The following is a 16,517-nucleotide window of genomic DNA, read 5'->3' on the forward strand; positions in this document are numbered from 1 at the left end:
CATGACCGACACCTTTGGGCGCTTTGCCGCCCTCCCGATCGGCCCGCTGCTTGCTGCGCGCGACGGTGGGCTCACTCTTGCCACGACGGCAGCAGCGGACCTCAACCGCTGCGCCCGGTCCGACTTTGCCCTCAGCGCCGGCGTTGTCGGCGTCGAGTTCGCGCTGTGGGGCGATGATGACCTCTCGGCCGTCGTGGGCTTTGTCACGGCAGCAGCGCCCCTCAGCCTAGCGCCGGGCGCGAACGGAGAGGGCATCGGCTGGGAACTGGCCACCGGTCGCCTGATCCAAGGCATTGGCGCGATCGCAACTGGTCTGCCCGTGGTCGCGCTGGGCGATATCGTCGGGATGCGGGTCTCCTTCGGAAGTCCCTCCAGGCTCCACCTGTACCTCAACGGCGCGCTGATCCACCAGCGCGACCTGCTGCTGGCCGGCCCGCTCCACTTCGCCGCGGCACTGGCTGCGACGAAGGCCGGTGGGCTGTGCCTGGCCGTGAACGCTGGGCAGTGGGGCGCCCGCAGCGATGCCGCTGTTGCCGGTTGGAAGCTGGACCAGGCCCAAACGCCGACCACTCGGCTGGCCGACGATGACTGGCTCTCCGCGCCAGGCGATAGCCCGGCCAATGCCCGGTACGAAGGGCTGGTGGCCGAGGGCGTCAACCTCGTCCAGGAGCTGAGCTTCTGGCCGTGGGGTGGTGATCCGGTGTCGCAGACGGCGGCGGCGGAATGCGTGGTCGCCGACCCCGAGGGGCTGCTGGATGACCTGGCATTGTCCGGTGCCTCGGGGGCTGCGGTCCGCATCCTGCAGGTGGATGACGGCGGCATGCTGGCCGACGCCGCTCCGGTGTTCCGCTGTGTCATCGATCAGATCGAGGTGAACGACGACGGCAGCAAGACGCTGCACCTGCGCGACGCGCACGACTACCTGGGCCAGACCATCAACCGGGGCGTGTTCCTGCCCAACGTCACCTCGCTGGCCTGGAAGCCGCAGCCGGTAGTGATCGGCGCGGTGGCCAGCGTGCCGGCAGCCGGCGCCAATTCGGATGCGACAGCGATGTTTCTGGCCGACAACCCGGTGCACGTAAACGCTGTGATGGACCGCGGCGATTTGATGGAAGACGGCACCTTCAACATGGCGCCGGACGGCCAGCAGCTGCTGCTGAAATCTCCGCCCGTCACCCCTGTGGTGGTCGATGGTTCGAGCATCGGCCCCGGCATGGCCCCGGCGCGCCTGGAGCAGGCCGTGGGCGACGTGATGGCTCGCCTCGGGGCAGGGGCTTGGTCGGCAGCCGACTGTGCCGCCGTGGACGCTGCAACCGGCTACGCCGGTATCGGCTACTACGCCGGAGCGGCCATCACGGGCAGGGATGCCCTGAACGCGATGCTGCCCAGCTACGGTGTCGGGTGCTACCAGGATCCCACCGGTGTACTGCGGTTCGTGCAGGTGGTCGCGCCGGAGACCTACCAGGGGCGGCCGGCATTTGAGATCTCGGAAGCCGACATGGCCAGCGACCTGGTCGGCGTCCCGGACGACGCGCCCAACCTGACCCGGCGCATGGCCTACCGGCCGAACGCGCAGGCCCTCGGCGCCTCCGACCTCGTCACCGACGTGGTGGACGTGCCGCAGAGCCGCCGCGACGAGCTGACGGGCCTCTACCGAGGTCAGGTGTTCGCTGCGGGCGCACTGGACGCACACTACCGCCGCGCCGACGCCGCCGATCCGGTCATATCGCTGTTCTGGCATGCCGCCGATGCGCAGGCCGAGATCAACCGCGTCGTGGCGATGTATCAGCGGCAGCGGTTCTTCTACCAGGTCGCCATTCGCGGTGATCAGGACATGGCTCCGCTCCCTGGTCAGATCGGCCGGCTGACCTACAGCCGCTACGGCCTGGCCGATGGCAAGCCGGTGCTGGTGCGTCGCGTCGAGCGCAACCCTGCCACGGGGGACGTGGTGCTTACCCTGTGGGGATGATGACGTGTTGATTGGATATGGCATGCCGGCGGTGGAAACGGCCACCCTCACCGGTGGAACGTGGTTGTCGACCGACCAGGGCGCGGCGCTCTTCGATGGCAAGCCTGGGCGCTCGTCGCGGATCCGGCGCACCGGTTCGCTGGCGATCACGATCACCCTGGCCGAGGCCGTTGTGCCGGGGATCATCGCGATTCTCGGCCTCAACATCCCGCCCGGCGTGCAGGTGAGCGCTGCCGGCGCCAGCGGCACCACGGTGCGACTGCCCGGCGGGAGTGTCTGCGCATGGCTGTTCCCGCAGGCCAGCGCCCTGGTCTCGACAGTGTCCGTCGAGATCGCCACAACTGCCACGAACGTGGACGTGGGCGAGATCGCGATCTTCCGGGCAGTTGAGGTGGGCATCAGCGACGGCTGGGCGGTGGCCACGATCGACACCAGCGTGCACACCCGCACCAAGGGTGCGCAGGTCAACACGGTTGCTGGGCGTCTGTACCGCCGGCTGACGTGCACCTTGTCCGGCCGGGCGACGGCTGCTGTGCGCGGCGGTGGACTGGGCGGGACCGATTGGGAGACGTTGGCCGCTGCGATCGCGGGACGCCGGCGCTCCTGCGTTGTGCCGCAGTACCGGGACATGGTCAGCAAGGCGTTCGACCCGCTGCTGGCGGCGCGGTCGGCGCTCTACGGCTACCCTACACAGCTGCCGTCGGCGGAGAACATCAGCCGGCAGTACTTCACCGGATACATGGAATTCGAAGAGGTTCCGGCGTAGCTGTTTGTTGAGGCTCTAAGAGAGTGCGAGAATCGGCGTGGAAGACTGACACGGGGATCGCAATGAGAAATCCAATGGCTTTGACAGCGGCTGCCGTCGTGCTGGCCTCGGGGATGCTCCTTGCCTCCTGTGGCGGCACGTCGCCAGAGCAACGCGCCTACCGCGAGGCGAGCAAGAATTGCCAGCAATGGGTCAAAGAGTCGGCCAAGAACCCATCCTCGGCGAAGATCCCGCAACCGGCCTCGGTCCGCAGCGCCAGCGGTCAAATCATCGTCCAGTGGGAACATGGTGAGGGGCTGACGCTGATGAACGGTTTCGGCGCAAACGTCGACTCCACCGCGCGATGCACCATGTCGTTGGATGGCCACTTCCTGAAGGAGCTGGTGATCAACGACGAAGTGATCCGAAGATCGTCCTCCGACTGAGCGATCGTCAACAAAAGCCGCCCAATGGGGCGGTTTTTTTTGTACCCATCTCGGCCCGCCATGCGCGGGCTTTTTTTGTGGATGACGGCATGAGCCTTTACACCCTTACCGTAGACCTGTTGCTGAAGTCGGGTTCGTTCGAGAGAGACAGCGGGAAGGCCGCGCGTGTTGTAAAGCGCGACATGGAGACAATCCAGGCATCAATGTCGGATGCTTCGCGTCGTGGCGCGGATGAGGTGTCTGCTGGATTCCGCCGCGTGGCCTTCGAAGCTGTTGGGATGACCTCGGCCTTGGCGGCGGTGAAAGCCGTGATTGGGAAGGCCGATGAGTGGACCAACCTGAACAACCGGCTTCGTCTCGTCACCAAAGACCAAGCGGCGTTCGTCGCTGCCCAGCAAGACGTTGTGCAGATCGCCAAGGCTACGCGGCAGCCGCTCGGGGCGACCGCCGAGCTGTATCAGCGCATCGCAATGAATCAGGACGCACTGGGGCTTTCCGGAGCGGGTCTTGCGCGGGTCGTCGAGACCATCAGCAAAACGATGGTGATCAGTGGCAGCAGCGCGGCAGCGGCCGAGGGCGCGTTGATTCAGTTGGGGCAGGCGTTCGCATCTGGCGCACTCCGGGGTGAGGAACTGAATTCAGTGCTGGAAGGCGCTCCGGCGCTCGCGCAAGAGATTGCTAAGGGGCTGAATGTCCCGATGGGCAAGCTGCGCGAACTTGGGCAAGCCGGAAAGTTGAGCGCTGACCAGGTAATCAACGCTCTCCAGCGCCAGGCCAGTGCGGTTGACGAAGCGTTCGGCAAGATGGACGCGACGGTTGGCCAGTCACTGACCCTGCTCAATACCAATCTTTCGGAGATGATCGGGCGCGCGGATGATGCGACTGGCGCCTCCCAGGCACTTGCAGCTGGAATTGGCCTGCTGGGTAGCAATCTTCAGACGGTCGCCGTTGCCAGCGCCGCAGTGGCCTCCGGCCCATTGGTGAAGGCGCTTCTGTCGCGGGTGGCGGCGGCAAACGCCGCGGTCGCTGCAGATCGCGCTGCAGCTGCGCAAAGTCTGGCAGCCGCTCAGCAGTTGGAGCTGCGTACGCGAGCGGCAATGCTGGATGCCCAGGCCGAAGCCCGCCGGATGCAGGTGATTGGCGGAAGCGTTTCAGTAAGTGCCAAGGCTGCTGCCGCGACGCTTGAGCACAGGCAGGCGACGTTGCTGCTCGCGCAAGCACAGGCCCAGGCCGCGACGGCCAATGCCGGTTGGCTGGCGCGTGCTGGTTCGGCGACGTTGTCTGTGCTTGGTGGCCCCGCGGGCATCGTTACGATGCTGGCGACGGCGGCAGCCGGCTGGCTGCTCTTCCGGGACAACACCAACACAGCGGCGGCGGCGCTCATTGACTTTGGCGGCGCTGCTGACACCGCCATCGAGAAGTTCCGCGAACTCAATCGCCAACAGCAGGCCGGCGAGATTTTGCGCCTACAGAAGGAGATCGATGCGAACTATCGAACCATCACGGGTTCCATCATCGAGATGGTTGCGGCTGCTACAAACTTCTCCACCGCCGGCCAGGCATCTGCGTTCATCCAGGAGACGGAACGGCTGGACGCGGCATTCAAGGCCGGCAAGGTCAGCGCGGATGGTTTCGCGAGCGGTCTGGACGCCGCCTGGAAGGCGATGATTGACGGTTCGCCCGCTGCTGCTGCCGTGGCCAAGAGCCTCACGGAAGAGACCGCTGCCGCGGCGACTGCTGGCAGGGAGGTCGATCGTAAGCGTGCGATCCTCGACGCCTTCACGGGCAGCAGTAGCCAGGCGAAGAGCGCAACCGACGCCCTGTCGGGTTCGTTCAACGTTCTGGGCGACTCGGCAGGCGCCGCAGGCAAGCGGATCGCGTCGGCGATGCAGTCGCTGCCTGGCCAGCTCGCCCGCGTCGGCAAGAGCGCGGCCGAAGTCGCAAAGCTGGACGTGAGCGACTGGTTCAAGGAGGCGCAGGCCAGTGGCGTCGATTTCTCGAAGCGCGATGACCCCAAGGTCAAGCAGTACATCGAGCAGGGCGCAAAGTACATCCGGCTCCAGACCGAGCTGGCTGCGGCACAGAAGAACTTCACGGAGTCGCGCAAGGTGTCGGCAGCCGCTGAGCGTGCTGGCGCCAAGGATCGCAAGGCGGACGCGGAGGCGATCAAGCGCTACAACGAGCAGGCTGCAATGGCAGCGGCAACGATGGCCGGGCCGCTGGCCGAGGCCACTGAGCGGCAGAAGCAGCTCGAGGACAAACTGAAGGAAGCGCTGAAGGAAGGGCGCATCGAGCGGGCCGCGTACAACACGCTGGTGCTGGAGTCGCAGAAGGCGTTGGAACAGTCCAGCGCGGAAATCAAAAAGGCCCTGGCCAGCCCCGAGGCGCTCCTTGCGACCATGGATGCCGAGGTCGCCATGCTCGGCAAGGTCGGCCGTGCGCGCGAGCTGTCGCGGCGCGAAATGATGAACGAGCGGGATATGCGGCAGGAGCTGCAGAAGGCGGTGGAGGCCGCCGGCGGCAAGGAGGCCCTGGCGCTGTCCAAGGGGGCAGCGAGCTACGCGCAGTACGAGCAGTCCATGCTGGATGCCGCCCGAGCATCGGCCGATCTGTCGCTGCGCGTGGAGGAGGCTGCTGCCAACGTTGAGGCGTGGGCCGGCGTGGTCGTCAACGGTGTGGGCGATGCCGCCGACGCCATGGCTGACTTCGTTGCAGGCGGCCTGCGCGACTTCGACAACCTGTGGGACGACCTGAAGGACACCGCCACGCGCGGGCTGCGCGACCTGACCCGCGAGTTTCTGCAGCAGAAGATCGTGATCCCGATCCAGACGCAGATCCTCAACGGGATGAACGGTCAGGGCGGTGGCCTGAGCCTGCAGAGCATCATGGGGCTGTTCGGTGGCAATGGCGCCGCCGGCGGCGGTCAGAACGTGGGGACCATTGCGGGGCTGCTGTCCAAGGGGCAGGGCCTGTTCAGCGCGGGATCCGGTGCAGCGAGTGCAGGCAATGCGTTCTTCGGCATTGGATCTTCCGCTGGCTCCATGATGGGGTTCGGCAGCAACGTGGCTGGCTTTGCTGGTAGCGGGGCCAGCGCGGGTACGGGTGCTGCTGCAGCCGGTTCATCGGCCGCGGCGGCGGTCCCGATCATCGGTTGGATCGTGGCCGGCATGATGAAGAACGCCGAGCTGTTCGATCAGGGCTGGAACATCGCCAACGGGGAGAGCTGGGCCGGCAAGATTGCCACCGCCGGCGCGGTGGGCCTTGCCGACAAGACGTTCCGCGGGCTGGGATTCAACGACAAGGTCGCATCGATCCTGTCCGGGTCGAGCATCCACGCCAAGCTGTTCGGTCGCGGCGCGCCGAAGATCACCGGACAGGGCCTGACCGGCTCGTATGGGTTCGGTGGCTTCGACGGCCAGACCTACGCCGATATCAAGCAGAAGGGCGGCTTCTTCCGGTCCGACAAGAAGTGGACGCAGTACGGGGCGGTGGATCCCGGTATCGATCGCACGTTCGACATGGCCGCGCGTCAGGTCCGCGGTGCGGCAACCGGCCTGGCCAAGCAGTTGGGCGTCGACCTGACCCAGCAGCTGAGCGGTGTGCGGGTGAGCTTGGGCAAGCTGCAGCTGTCGGCGGACTCCGCCGAGGCCAAGTCGCAGCTGGAGGCGTACCTCGGTGACATGACCAACCGGCTGTTCACCGAGGCGGTGAAGGCTGCCGGCTTCGGAGGCCAGTTGGACGGCTACTTCGAGGCGTCGGATGTGTTCAACGCGCTGAGTGCGTCGATCGCACTGGCGGTGGGCAATGCCGACGAGCTGGGCCGCGCCCTCAACGGGATGGAGGTCGACAAGGTCAACAAGGCGGTGGACTACTTCCAGGACCTGGCCAGTGTCGCCGGCACGGACCTGGCCACCCAGGTCGAGAAGGTGACCGGATTGCTTGGGAACTTCGCCTCGCTGATGGCGGACGTTTCCACGCAGCTTATGACCGGCGACCTGTCCAGCTACCAGCAGCAGGCCCTGAGCATCGAGCGGACCTACCGGCAGCAGGTGAAGTCGGCCAACGACTACGCCAAGGCCCTGGGCCTGTCCGGCGCACGTGCCGAGGATCTGGCCAGGATCGAAGCGCTGCGCGCGATGAACATGGGCAAGCTGCAGGCGCAGATCGACAAGGACAAGAAGGCCATGCAGTACGGCCTGTCGATCAGCGACCTGTCCCCGCTGACGGACCAGCAGAAGCTCGGCGAGGCCATGAAGGAGCTGGAGCGGGCCGTGGCCGGTGGCGACACCAGCGCAGCCCAAGCGGCGGCACAGGCCGCCCTTGGCTTTGGCCGGGACCTGTACGCCAGCGGCAAGGACTACAACGGGCTGTACGACCAGGTGACTGGGCTCATCGACGGCATGAAGGTCGGCGACCTGAACACCGAGGACGGCACCAGCATGGGACAGCTGGCGGACGCGATCGAGGCACTGCCGGACAACTTCAGCCGTGCGGTGTTCGACCTGGTGGTGAACAACGAGTCGCAGTCTCAAACCACGGCGGCTGTGCAGCAGAGCAACGCGCTGCTGACGGACGTGAAGGGGCTGCTGCAGGACCTGCTTTCAACCACCACCCAGGGCGTCCGCGCCTCCAGCAGCAACGCGCTGCGTCAGGCACTCAACGCGAGGTAATCCGCAATGCAAGCAAGGAAACTCACGCTGGTGGAGATCGGCGTGGGCGCGCTGCCGTCGCCGTCTCCGGCGGCGCCGCGCTACTCGAACTGGTTCCCGGTCGTGCACCGGGCACCCGAGGTGCCACCGGTGGATGGGGTGACCCCCAACCCGGTGGCCGACGGCGTGCTGCTGGAATGGCCGGCTGTCGACCTGGCCGGCGTCGTGTACGTGGTTGAGCGTGGCCCCTCTCCGGAGGGGCCGTGGACCGAGATCTATCGGACCACCGACACGCGCTACTTCTACAGCGACAACACCGGCACCAAGTGGTGGTTCAAGATCACGCCGACCGTGCGCGGCCGGCCGGGCTCGGGCTCAGTGGTGGAGGCTACGCCGCCGCCGACCACCGCCGAACTGATCAAGCAGACCGAGCGGATCACCAAGGAAATCGCCGACCGGATCGAGGCAGATGCCGCAGAAGCGGCCGCGCGGGCCGACGGCCTGGCTGCCGCTGCCCGGGATCTCCTGGCCGAGGCCGAGCTGCGGCAGCGCGGCGTGTCCGACGCTATGGAGACGATCGCGCAGGAGGCGCAGGCCCGGGTCGACGGCCTGCTGAATGAGCGCCTCGAGCGCGAGGCTGCCATCACGCTGGAGACCCAAACCCGGCAGAGCGACGTGGAATCGCTGTCACGCGCGCTGTCCGAGGTGGCCGCCGGCAGTGGGACCCAGTTCGACAGCCTGCGCATCTGGTACTTCGACACCACCGTGGAGGAGTGGACCGGCAACGGTGCGCCACCGACGGTGGTCGATGGCTGGCTGCGGCCGGCCAATGGCACCGAGAACCCGTATGTTCAATCGCCGGCTGCGCTGGCCGTCGACGGAAGCGCCTACCGCTTCGTCAAGCTGAGGGTGAAGCGCGTTGGCGATGCCGCGTGGGACGGCTTCCTGCAGTGGATCACGCTGGCCGACCAGGCATGGGACGTGGACAAGCGGGCAGCGATCCCGGAGCCGCGGTGGGACGACAATGGCGTCGGCACGGTCGACGTGGCCGATATCCCCTGGTGGCCGGGTGAGATCGACGCCATCCGGCTGCAGTTCGGCGCGACCCAGACCGTCTCCAGCTACTTCATGACCGACTGGGTGGCCATCGGGCGTCCGACGCCCGGTGCCGGTGTGGCGCTGGTCCAGGAGGAAGCCCGCGCCCGCGTAGCGGCGGACGTGGCCGAGGCCAGCAAGCGTGAGACGCTGGCCGTGCAGCTGCGGGGCGACTACGAAGGCAGCGACCTGTCCAAGGTTCCGAGCGGCCTGTTTGCCGCGGAGCGCGATGCGCGGGCCACGGCCGATGAGGCCAACGCCAGCGCCATCGAGGTGATCCAAGCGCGGATGCCCACTGGCGATGGCACGGTCGCCACGGAGGCCAGCGTCACGGAGGAGCGCCAGGCGCGCGCAGACGGCGACAGCGCCAACGCTGAGGCGATCGGGCGGGTGTCTGCGAGGATGCCCGCCGGCGACGGCAAGGTGGCCTCTGCGGAAGCGCTGGATGCCGTGACGACCCGTGTGGAAGAAACGGAGGAGGGGATCCGGGCGGTCGGCGACAGAACGTCGTCGCTGGAAGCGCAGGTGACGTACAAGCACGCCGGCGACCGGGATTGGAACGCCGGTGAGCGCGACGTGCGCGCGGGGGTGAAAACCTGGCAGTCCGTGATCGCCCAAGGCGACCGCGCCGTCGCCAAGCAGGTGGAATCGGTCCGGGCCGAGCTGGGGGATTTCGAGGCCACGGCCACGCGTTCCATCGAGGTCATCGCAACGGAGCAGAGCGCCCAGGCGGTGCAGATTCAGCACCTGGGCGTCGAGCTGGACGGGAAAGCAGCAGCGGACTACGTCGAGGAGATCAGCGCCCGGGTCAACGTGACCGAGCACGGCATCGAAGCGGTTACTGGCCAGCTCGCATCGGTGAAGGCTGAAGTAGCCGGCAAGGCGAGTGCGCAGGTTGTTCAGGGCATGGAGGCCCGGGTCACTCAGACCGAAGGCGGTTTGGCGCAGGTCATGGCTAAGGCATTCCTGCACCTGATTGCCGACTCCGGAAATGGGCCGCTGATCGGCGGCATGGAGCTGGGCAACGACGGCAACGTGGTCAGCCTGCGGTTCCTGACCAACAGCATGGAGATCCTCGCGCCCAACGGTGCCAGCGAGGGCATGGAGTGGCGCAACGGCTACCTGCGTGTATGGAAGGGAGCGGCGCAGCGCATCATCGGCGCCAGCTTCGGCGCCGCCGGCGACAACCTGGTCGACTACTTCGGGCCGAACGTCGGCGCCGGCGCCGCGTCGAAGGCCAACGCGGTGATGTGGATGGACGCCAGCGGCAGTGCCTACTTTGGTGGCCAGCTGTCGGCGGGCATCCTGCGCAACGCGGTCCAGACGACGACCACGCAGACAGTCGGCGTGGAGCTGGTCAACGGCCCGTTCGCTACCAACGGCCGCGTGCGGAGCGTCACTGTCAGCTTCTCCCGCCGGCATATCCGGACCAAGACCACCTACGGCAGCGACGGCTTTGTCGCGGGCGCCGGCCAGAACACGGCACGCGTGGAGATCTATCGGCGGGTGGGGGAGGGCGCTGAATCGTTGTGGCAGGTCCTCAATGCTAGCGGCGGGGTAAACATCCTCAACGAGACGGATGGCCCCGACAACGCGATTTCCGACTGGGGCGGCTCGTTCACGGTGAACGACACCAGCACCAGCGCGCAGACGATGACCTACCGCGCAGTGATCACCAGCTTCACCGAGCAGGCCGTGTCGCACACCTCCGGCTCCTTCCAGCAGCAGTCCATCACGCAGAGCCTGTCGATCATCTCGGTCGAGAACTGAAACCGCACAAGGCGCGGGCCGGCATGTCCGGCCCGCTTTGCCGTTAGCGATCAACAGCAGAGAACACACATGCCGCAGAAACTCATCGATCAAACCACGATCCAGCCGGACGGCCGCCCAGGCGACGACGCGTTCACCGCGTTCGGGAAATGCAACGACAACTTCCAGGATGCCGAGCAGCGACTGTCGGATCTAGAAGGCGGCTCATCAAACATCGGCCAGGACGTGGCCGACCTCAAAGCCGGCCTGCAGCAGGAGATGCAGGCTCGTTCGCAGGGTGATCAAGCGCTCCATTCTGCCGTGAACGCGGCTGACGGAAAAGCGACTGACGCTGGTACGGCTGCGGCAAACGCACAGGCCACCGCCGACGCCGCCAACCTAGGTGCGAGTCGCGCCGCTGTGCGTTCGGGTGACACTTTCACTGGTCCGACTCGCGTAAACGCCAGTTTCAAGGTGCAGACTGTTGCGAATCAGAACATGCTGCGCTTCTTCAACAGCGGTGCAGGCACCACCGCGTTGCAATCTGTCAGCAGCGATGAAGCATCGTTTGCTCCGTTGGAACTGCGTGGCACCAGCGTGACGATAACTGGCACCAACGCGTTCATTTCTGGCACGACCGTGCGATTGGACACGACGCAACTTTATGTCGTCGGCCCCGCTATCCCTGCTGGGCAGTATCAAGGTTACCTTTTGCAAAGCCTTGAAGGCAGGCCGGGTGCCAATGCTGACAAGTTTTCTACGCATTACTATCGATCCAACGGTTCCACTGGCACATCATGGTCAGACTTCACTTGGCGGTTGTTCCGTCAAGTTGACGCAACCGTACAGCAGTTCATGGAATACCAGCCCAACGGTGACATCTATTTCCAGTGCGGCACAGGTACGGGCGGCAACGTGCGCTTCAGCAGCACCGGCGTGCTGACTGCTAGCGGCGGTGTCAGTGGTGGCGGTTCCGATCCGCGCATCAAAGACACCGCATCGTTGCGAACGATTGAAAACGCTACTGATGCGTTGTTGGGATTAAACACGCGCATCGGTCGATACCTTGAAGGTTTCGGCGATGGCGGGCTTGCTGATCGTGCGTTCGTAATGGCTGACGATGCCATGCGCCAGAACACGCCGGAAGTGATCCTTGAAAATGCTATTGATGGACAGTACGCAGCTTGGGCTACCGATCAGCTGATCGCGTATCTGGTGGCTGCACACCAAGAACGGCAAGCGCGCGAGGTCGCCACGGCTGAGCGGCTCAGCGCCCTTGAGAGTCGGCTCGCTGCACTGGAGACTGCTATGGCTAACGCCACACCTGCGAATCAGCCGGAGTAATGCCTTTCGGTGGACTAGCTGGTGCTGGCGCCGCCGGAAGGCATCGAGACTTGGGAGCAGGTGCGCGCGCTGTTGCCGCAGCCGGAGACGTTCGCCTGGCCGGAGAAGGCGGAGCTGCCGCTGGAGACGGGAAGCCCTACCGTTGTGTTCTAAGCGACCTGCTGCAGCAGATCCTCTTGGTTGTTCCTCGGCGTGTTGACCGCCCGGCTGACCCGATACGCCTCCATCACGGGCGGCTCGCTGGCCAGCAGCATCGCCATCGCATCGTCCGGATTGGCTGCCATCCCGTCATCGAACTGGCTGGCATGCAGCCAGACGGGCATGCGGTCGTGAATGTCGGCCGAGACGCCGCTGCTGTCGCCGGTGATGATGGTGAAGGTGCCTAGGTTGCCGTCGGGCAGCAGCGGGCTGGTGTCCTCCCACAGGCCCGCGGCCAGCAGCGGCCCGGTGGCGTGGATGAACCAGGGATCCTTCTTCTCGTCGATCGGGCTCACCGACCACTCGTAGTAGCCCGCCATGGGGATGACGCAGCGGCGCTTCTTGAAGGCCGACCGGAACGCCGGCTTGGTGGCCACCGTCTCGATCCGGGCGTTGATGGTCGAGCCCTGCAGGCCCTTGGCCTTGGCCCAGAAGGGCAGCAGGCCCCACGCCAGCCGAGTGACCTGCCGGCCTTCGCCCCGGTCCAGGATTACCGAGGCCCGCTGTGTCGGCGCGAGGTTGTAGCTGGGCTGGATCTCGGCCAGGCCGGGGGCAAGGTCAGCCAGCCCCGGCTGGCCGAAGTCGATCACGGGGAGCTGGACGAATCGGCCGCACATATGGAATCTGTACGCTACCGCCCGTGACGCCGACGACAATCGGCGGAGAGATGGTCTATGGAAAAATACAGGCCGTACATGGAGTTCACTGCCCAAGGGCAGGCGTATCAGGCCCTTATGCTGATGATCTCACAGCTGGAGCAGAGGCCTCATGCGAAGGCAGAGCTGCTTCCGGTTGTGGTTTTCATGGCTTTCACTGTCGAAGCCTATGTGAATTCCCTGGGTGCGCGGCATATTGAGTTTTGGGACCAGATTGAGCGAATTTCCTGGAGGAACAAGGTGGAGATCCTCCATGTTCACGCTGGCCAACGCGCGGATTGGGGTGGAAAGCAGCTGCAGTACGCGGCCGAACTGTTTTCACTTCGTGATCGCCTGGCGCACGGCAAGCCGGAGTTTGTGCGCGGTCCCATTTGTGTTTCGCAGATGGAGGCAGAGGAAAAATTGAGTGGCGACATGCTGGATCCGCCTTGGTTCAGGAAGATTTCTGGGCCTTGGCTGGCGGGGGCTCGAGGCAGCTTTCGCGATCTCATGAGGCATTTGTCGGGGCTCTACAGCCTCGATCCCGCCGACCACCAATTGCACTCAACAGGAGGGTTTGAGGTGATCAGAGAGTAGTTGCGTCGCCAGTGGTGCGCGTGGCTTGTAGGCACAGCTCGACCCGACAGGGCGAGGTTGCCAGATGGTGTCGGCCGGCCAAGGCGCGCATCCTGACCTTGCCGGATCCGGGGCCGCAGGCAGCTCAACCCGGACGCGCGTGAGCTGCGCCGCGCCGGCACTAGCCAAGTGACGATTAGGGGTGAGCGTCGCCGATTTGCTCGGTGAGAAGTCTCAGTGACTGCTCGAAGGCGGCAGCGAAGAGATCGCTGCTGTCGGGCCTGTGTTTGGCCGCAATGTTCGGCAGAAGCTGACGCCACGCCTTGGAGAGGTCGTTGGGTGCTGGGTGGGTCAATACGCAGACCCGCAATGCGTACTCCATCGCCTTGAGGTAGCCGCGGTGCATCTCGAGTCCGGCCTCGCAGGCTTGGAGGCGCTCAAGTATTTCCGTGATTTCGGTGGTCATGGCGGTCTCGACAGGCTGGGGCGGGGAAGGCGATAGTCTGCGGACCTCTGGACGAGTCCGCTATGAGCATCCTCAACGTTCTGCTCACTCGCGACCACCTGGTCGTCGCGGTAGACACTCTGGCAGAGGATGTCCGGACGGGGGCACACTCGGCGGGGGCGAAGCTGCTGCTGATCCCTCAGCACAACCTGGTACTGGCCACTCGCGGCTCCACCCAGTTCTTCCTTCGCATCTACGAGCTGGCGCTGCAGGCCAGCTTCCGCGCAGATTTCACGATGGAGCAGCTGTCTGCCGAGCTGGGGTTGGTGGTGGACCAGCTATGGCCGAACTATGAGAAGGCAGCAGCCGAGGCTGGCCTGCCGCGTGAGCAGCTCGGGACCGAGCTGGTGTTGGGTGGCTGGTCGCCGAAGAGCGGCCGGATGATGGCCACTGGATATGCCAAGAGCGACAGCCAGCGCCCTTGCGTGGTCCAGGCCGTGGAGGGCCAGCTGGCGTCACCCGGGGAGCCGCTCCGGGCATTGACGCCGAGCATGCGCCAAGCCGATCTAATGGCCCACGCGCGCCTGCAGGCCAGTTACCTCAATGAGCAGATGGGCCGGCAGGTGGCGGGAGGCCGGCTGTTAGCCGGCTTCCTGCAGGCGGGGCAGGCCGTGATCAAAGATCTAGGTGAGCTTTAGATCTTCGGGCGTTAGCCCGGCCAAGGCGAGGATCCTGTCCTGCCTCATCTGCTCGGCCCAGAGAATCCACGCTTGGTCGATGGTCAAAATTCCTGCTATCCGGCATGCCGCACACGTGAGCTCTACTCCTCCATCCACCTCGGCAAGCCCGTGCCCACGGGACATACGTGACTCGTCGCCGCATGAACCGCACTTGGCGTGCAGAGTTTCGACTTGCTCGATCGTTCCGTTGAGGCGCAGCAACGGGCGGATCCGAAGGATCCGGAAAGCTGTTAGGGGTGTCATGTGTCGTGCCTGTAGGGGGCTAGACACGGGGGCGAAGGATTTCGCGCCTGAGAGGAGCCAGATGCGTTGACCATACAGCATGAATCGTTAAAAACTTCGTGCTGGGCAAATTCTCTTCGACGGACGCTTGGCCGGCAAGCAGCTCAACCCGGAGCGGATCAACTGCGCCACGCCAGTGGCCATCCCGAACGATTCAGACATGTGCCTGCGGCTTCGCAGGATCTGCGTCCGCCTGCTGGCCGCGTTCCTGCAAAAACAGCCAGCCGTCGTGAAGGATCTTGGGTCGCTGTAAAGCAGTGTCCCCGCTCGCGCGGGGACGTGTGAAGCACAGGTACGAGCTACTGGCAGACGTATTCTTGGGAACTTTCGTAGAACCTGTCGTAGAAGTCGTCGGGCATGTGACCGGAGCCGAAGTAGACGAGTTCTCTGCGGTAGAGGTGGCTTACGCCATAGATCCCAGGCGAGCTACAGGTCGCCGGCATTGGGCCTTGGTACGTCTGACCGCCGAAGGTGTGGTGGTTCTCTTCGCAGGAGTAGCCGCCACCAACACCTTGGGGATCCGGCCTGCATGTGCCGCCGGAGCCCTTCATCTCCTGAAAGCCGGTGTATGGGTCGGTCGGGCACGAGCCGAACCCTTCCGAACCCCAGTCGCCGTACAGGTAGACGCCGCTCGGCCCATCCACGCCGCCCTGGCAGAAGTTGGTATAGGCCACTGGGTAAGGCTGGATAGTTTCCGAATCCACCCATAGTACGCGGCCTGTCGGCACCCATTGGCCGGCGAAGGCGCTCGGGGCAAAGCCGGCTGACAACAGAGCAAGTGACATGCCCAGCATGAGGCGGCGAGGGGTTGCGCGGGCAGTTCTGCAATCGCTTTGCATTGAGTTCACTTCCATCTCTCCATGAGTAGGGTAGTGCTGCACTGCCCGCGCAAGGTCGCAACCCCTCATCAGGGGTGCAATCAGAAAACCGGCCATCTCGGTGTAGGTAAAGCCCGACCGAGGCGGGGGATGTGACACGCGTCCGAATGTGACCGATTCAGACATGTGCCCGGCGCTTCGCAGGATCTGCGACGGCCAGCCGTATCCTTCCAGCCATGCAGTACTCCCACGGCTTCCGCACCGCCCCAATTCCCTCTGGCTGGGTCCAGACCGGCGAGCGCTGGGCGCTCTGGTGCAACGGCCGCGAGACGGCCAGCGTCACGCCCGACGGCGGTCCTGGGGTCCGACTATGGATGGAAGGCCAGAAGATGTGGCAGGTGAAGGAAGTGCGCGCGGCCAACGTCCGGCAGGCGAAGCGGTACGCCGAGCGCTGGTGTGCGGCCAGGCTCTATCCCGATCTGCCCCTGCGCCAGGCAGTCGCCCGGCTGACCGACAGCACCCCGACCCAGCCGCCGCCGCCACTGCCAGGCCTGCCGCCGACCCGCGAGCAGCAGCAACAGGCCCGGCGCCTAGCAGAGGCCGGGGCGAAGGAGATCGAGCGCATCAAGGCAGCGCTTGAACCGCGCAAGCCGCCGGTAGAGACGAAACCACGAGCGAGGGACGCCCGCACCAAGGCGTGGGTGAGGGCAGGGCTGGAGCAGATGCGCCGCGGCGTTTGATCGCTTAGCCTCCAGAAAACTTCCCCATAGCTCCTTGCGGCACAACGGCTACGGCATGTCTGCTCCAGAAATCAGTTCAGTGCAAG

The 16,517-nt window shown here is 65.3% G+C and carries 14 protein-coding genes; 11 read left to right on the forward strand and 3 right to left on the reverse strand.

Features of this window, described 5'->3' with window-relative positions; translation table 11 throughout:
- Nucleotide 1 precedes the first annotated feature (1 nt).
- From LRM18_RS09900 to LRM18_RS09930, 7 genes are all read left to right on the forward strand, one after another.
- Nucleotides 2–1,969: a hypothetical protein gene (locus LRM18_RS09900; protein WP_270954072.1), complete on the forward strand. Its 1,968-nt coding sequence runs from the start codon at nucleotides 2–4 to the stop codon at nucleotides 1,967–1,969.
- Nucleotides 1,970–1,991: 22 nt separating this feature from the next.
- A complete protein-coding gene (locus LRM18_RS09905; RefSeq protein WP_270954074.1) occupies nucleotides 1,992–2,735 on the forward strand; it encodes a hypothetical protein in 744 nt (247 codons plus the stop codon).
- Nucleotides 2,736–2,809: 74 nt separating this feature from the next.
- Nucleotides 2,810–3,160, forward strand: coding sequence for a hypothetical protein (locus LRM18_RS09910; RefSeq protein ID WP_111096873.1), 351 nt, complete (start codon nucleotides 2,810–2,812; stop codon nucleotides 3,158–3,160).
- Between the two features lie 89 nt (nucleotides 3,161–3,249).
- The gene (locus tag LRM18_RS09915) at nucleotides 3,250–7,830 is read left to right on the forward strand and encodes a tape measure protein (protein WP_270954078.1); all 4,581 of its coding nucleotides are present in this window, start codon (nucleotides 3,250–3,252) and stop codon (nucleotides 7,828–7,830) included.
- Between the two features lie 30 nt (nucleotides 7,831–7,860).
- On the forward strand, nucleotides 7,861–10,674 hold the full coding sequence (locus tag LRM18_RS09920; RefSeq protein ID WP_270954080.1) for a hypothetical protein: 2,814 nt from the start codon (nucleotides 7,861–7,863) through the stop codon (nucleotides 10,672–10,674).
- 69 nt (nucleotides 10,675–10,743) lie between these two features.
- Nucleotides 10,744–11,997: a hypothetical protein gene (locus tag LRM18_RS09925; RefSeq protein WP_270954082.1), complete on the forward strand. Its 1,254-nt coding sequence runs from the start codon at nucleotides 10,744–10,746 to the stop codon at nucleotides 11,995–11,997.
- Between the two features lie 21 nt (nucleotides 11,998–12,018).
- Entirely contained in the window at nucleotides 12,019–12,150 is a 132-nt protein-coding gene (locus tag LRM18_RS09930; protein ID WP_270954083.1) for a hypothetical protein, read from the forward strand.
- On the opposite strand, the gene LRM18_RS09935 is transcribed toward LRM18_RS09930, so the two are convergent.
- Nucleotides 12,147–12,812: an SOS response-associated peptidase gene (locus LRM18_RS09935; RefSeq protein WP_270954085.1), complete on the reverse strand. Its 666-nt coding sequence runs from the start codon at nucleotides 12,810–12,812 to the stop codon at nucleotides 12,147–12,149. The two genes, LRM18_RS09930 and LRM18_RS09935, sit on opposite strands and share 4 nt — an antisense overlap.
- Before the next feature lie 78 nt (nucleotides 12,813–12,890).
- On the opposite strand from LRM18_RS09935, the gene LRM18_RS09940 reads away from it, so the two are divergent.
- Nucleotides 12,891–13,427, forward strand: a complete 537-nt coding sequence (locus LRM18_RS09940; protein WP_270954087.1) for a hypothetical protein — start codon at nucleotides 12,891–12,893, stop codon at nucleotides 13,425–13,427.
- 175 nt (nucleotides 13,428–13,602) lie between these two features.
- On the opposite strand, the gene LRM18_RS09945 is transcribed toward LRM18_RS09940, so the two are convergent.
- Nucleotides 13,603–13,872 carry a hypothetical protein gene (locus LRM18_RS09945; protein WP_270954089.1) on the reverse strand — a complete coding sequence of 90 codons (270 nt, stop codon included), beginning with the start codon at nucleotides 13,870–13,872 and terminating at the stop codon, nucleotides 13,603–13,605.
- A gap of 62 nt (nucleotides 13,873–13,934) precedes the next feature.
- Between LRM18_RS09945 and LRM18_RS09950 the strand changes: the two genes are divergently transcribed.
- Nucleotides 13,935–14,549: a hypothetical protein gene (locus tag LRM18_RS09950; protein ID WP_270954091.1), complete on the forward strand. Its 615-nt coding sequence runs from the start codon at nucleotides 13,935–13,937 to the stop codon at nucleotides 14,547–14,549.
- Between the two features lie 412 nt (nucleotides 14,550–14,961).
- Nucleotides 14,962–15,126, forward strand: coding sequence for a hypothetical protein (locus LRM18_RS09955; protein WP_270954093.1), 165 nt, complete (start codon nucleotides 14,962–14,964; stop codon nucleotides 15,124–15,126).
- Between the two features lie 46 nt (nucleotides 15,127–15,172).
- On the opposite strand, the gene LRM18_RS09960 is transcribed toward LRM18_RS09955, so the two are convergent.
- Nucleotides 15,173–15,658, reverse strand: coding sequence for a hypothetical protein (locus LRM18_RS09960; protein ID WP_270954095.1), 486 nt, complete (start codon nucleotides 15,656–15,658; stop codon nucleotides 15,173–15,175).
- Between the two features lie 269 nt (nucleotides 15,659–15,927).
- Here LRM18_RS09960 and LRM18_RS09965 point away from each other — a divergent pair, with 269 nt between their 5' ends.
- On the forward strand, nucleotides 15,928–16,431 hold the full coding sequence (locus tag LRM18_RS09965; protein ID WP_270954097.1) for a hypothetical protein: 504 nt from the start codon (nucleotides 15,928–15,930) through the stop codon (nucleotides 16,429–16,431).
- Nucleotides 16,432–16,517 lie beyond the last annotated feature (86 nt).

The sequence above is a fragment of the Stenotrophomonas sp. PI_27 genome (assembly GCF_027854495.1).
GTDB lineage: Bacteria > Pseudomonadota > Gammaproteobacteria > Xanthomonadales > Xanthomonadaceae > Stenotrophomonas > Stenotrophomonas pavanii.

Bases quoted from the DNA above. Each gene is read 5' to 3' on its own strand.
- LRM18_RS09900 (WP_270954072.1), top strand. From the start codon at position 2: ATGACCGACACCTTTGGGCGCTTTGCCGCCCTCCCGATCGGCCCGCTG.
- LRM18_RS09905 (WP_270954074.1), top strand. From the start codon at position 1,992: ATGCCGGCGGTGGAAACGGCCACCCTCACCGGTGGAACGTGGTTGTCG.
- LRM18_RS09910 (WP_111096873.1), top strand. From the start codon at position 2,810: ATGGCTTTGACAGCGGCTGCCGTCGTGCTGGCCTCGGGGATGCTCCTT.
- LRM18_RS09915 (WP_270954078.1), top strand. From the start codon at position 3,250: ATGAGCCTTTACACCCTTACCGTAGACCTGTTGCTGAAGTCGGGTTCG.
- LRM18_RS09925 (WP_270954082.1), top strand. From the start codon at position 10,744: ATGCCGCAGAAACTCATCGATCAAACCACGATCCAGCCGGACGGCCGC.
- LRM18_RS09935 (WP_270954085.1), bottom strand. From the start codon at position 12,812: ATGTGCGGCCGATTCGTCCAGCTCCCCGTGATCGACTTCGGCCAGCCG.
- LRM18_RS09940 (WP_270954087.1), top strand. From the start codon at position 12,891: ATGGAGTTCACTGCCCAAGGGCAGGCGTATCAGGCCCTTATGCTGATG.
- LRM18_RS09945 (WP_270954089.1), bottom strand. From the start codon at position 13,872: ATGACCACCGAAATCACGGAAATACTTGAGCGCCTCCAAGCCTGCGAG.
- LRM18_RS09950 (WP_270954091.1), top strand. From the start codon at position 13,935: ATGAGCATCCTCAACGTTCTGCTCACTCGCGACCACCTGGTCGTCGCG.
- LRM18_RS09960 (WP_270954095.1), bottom strand. From the start codon at position 15,658: ATGTCACTTGCTCTGTTGTCAGCCGGCTTTGCCCCGAGCGCCTTCGCC.
- LRM18_RS09965 (WP_270954097.1), top strand. From the start codon at position 15,928: ATGCAGTACTCCCACGGCTTCCGCACCGCCCCAATTCCCTCTGGCTGG.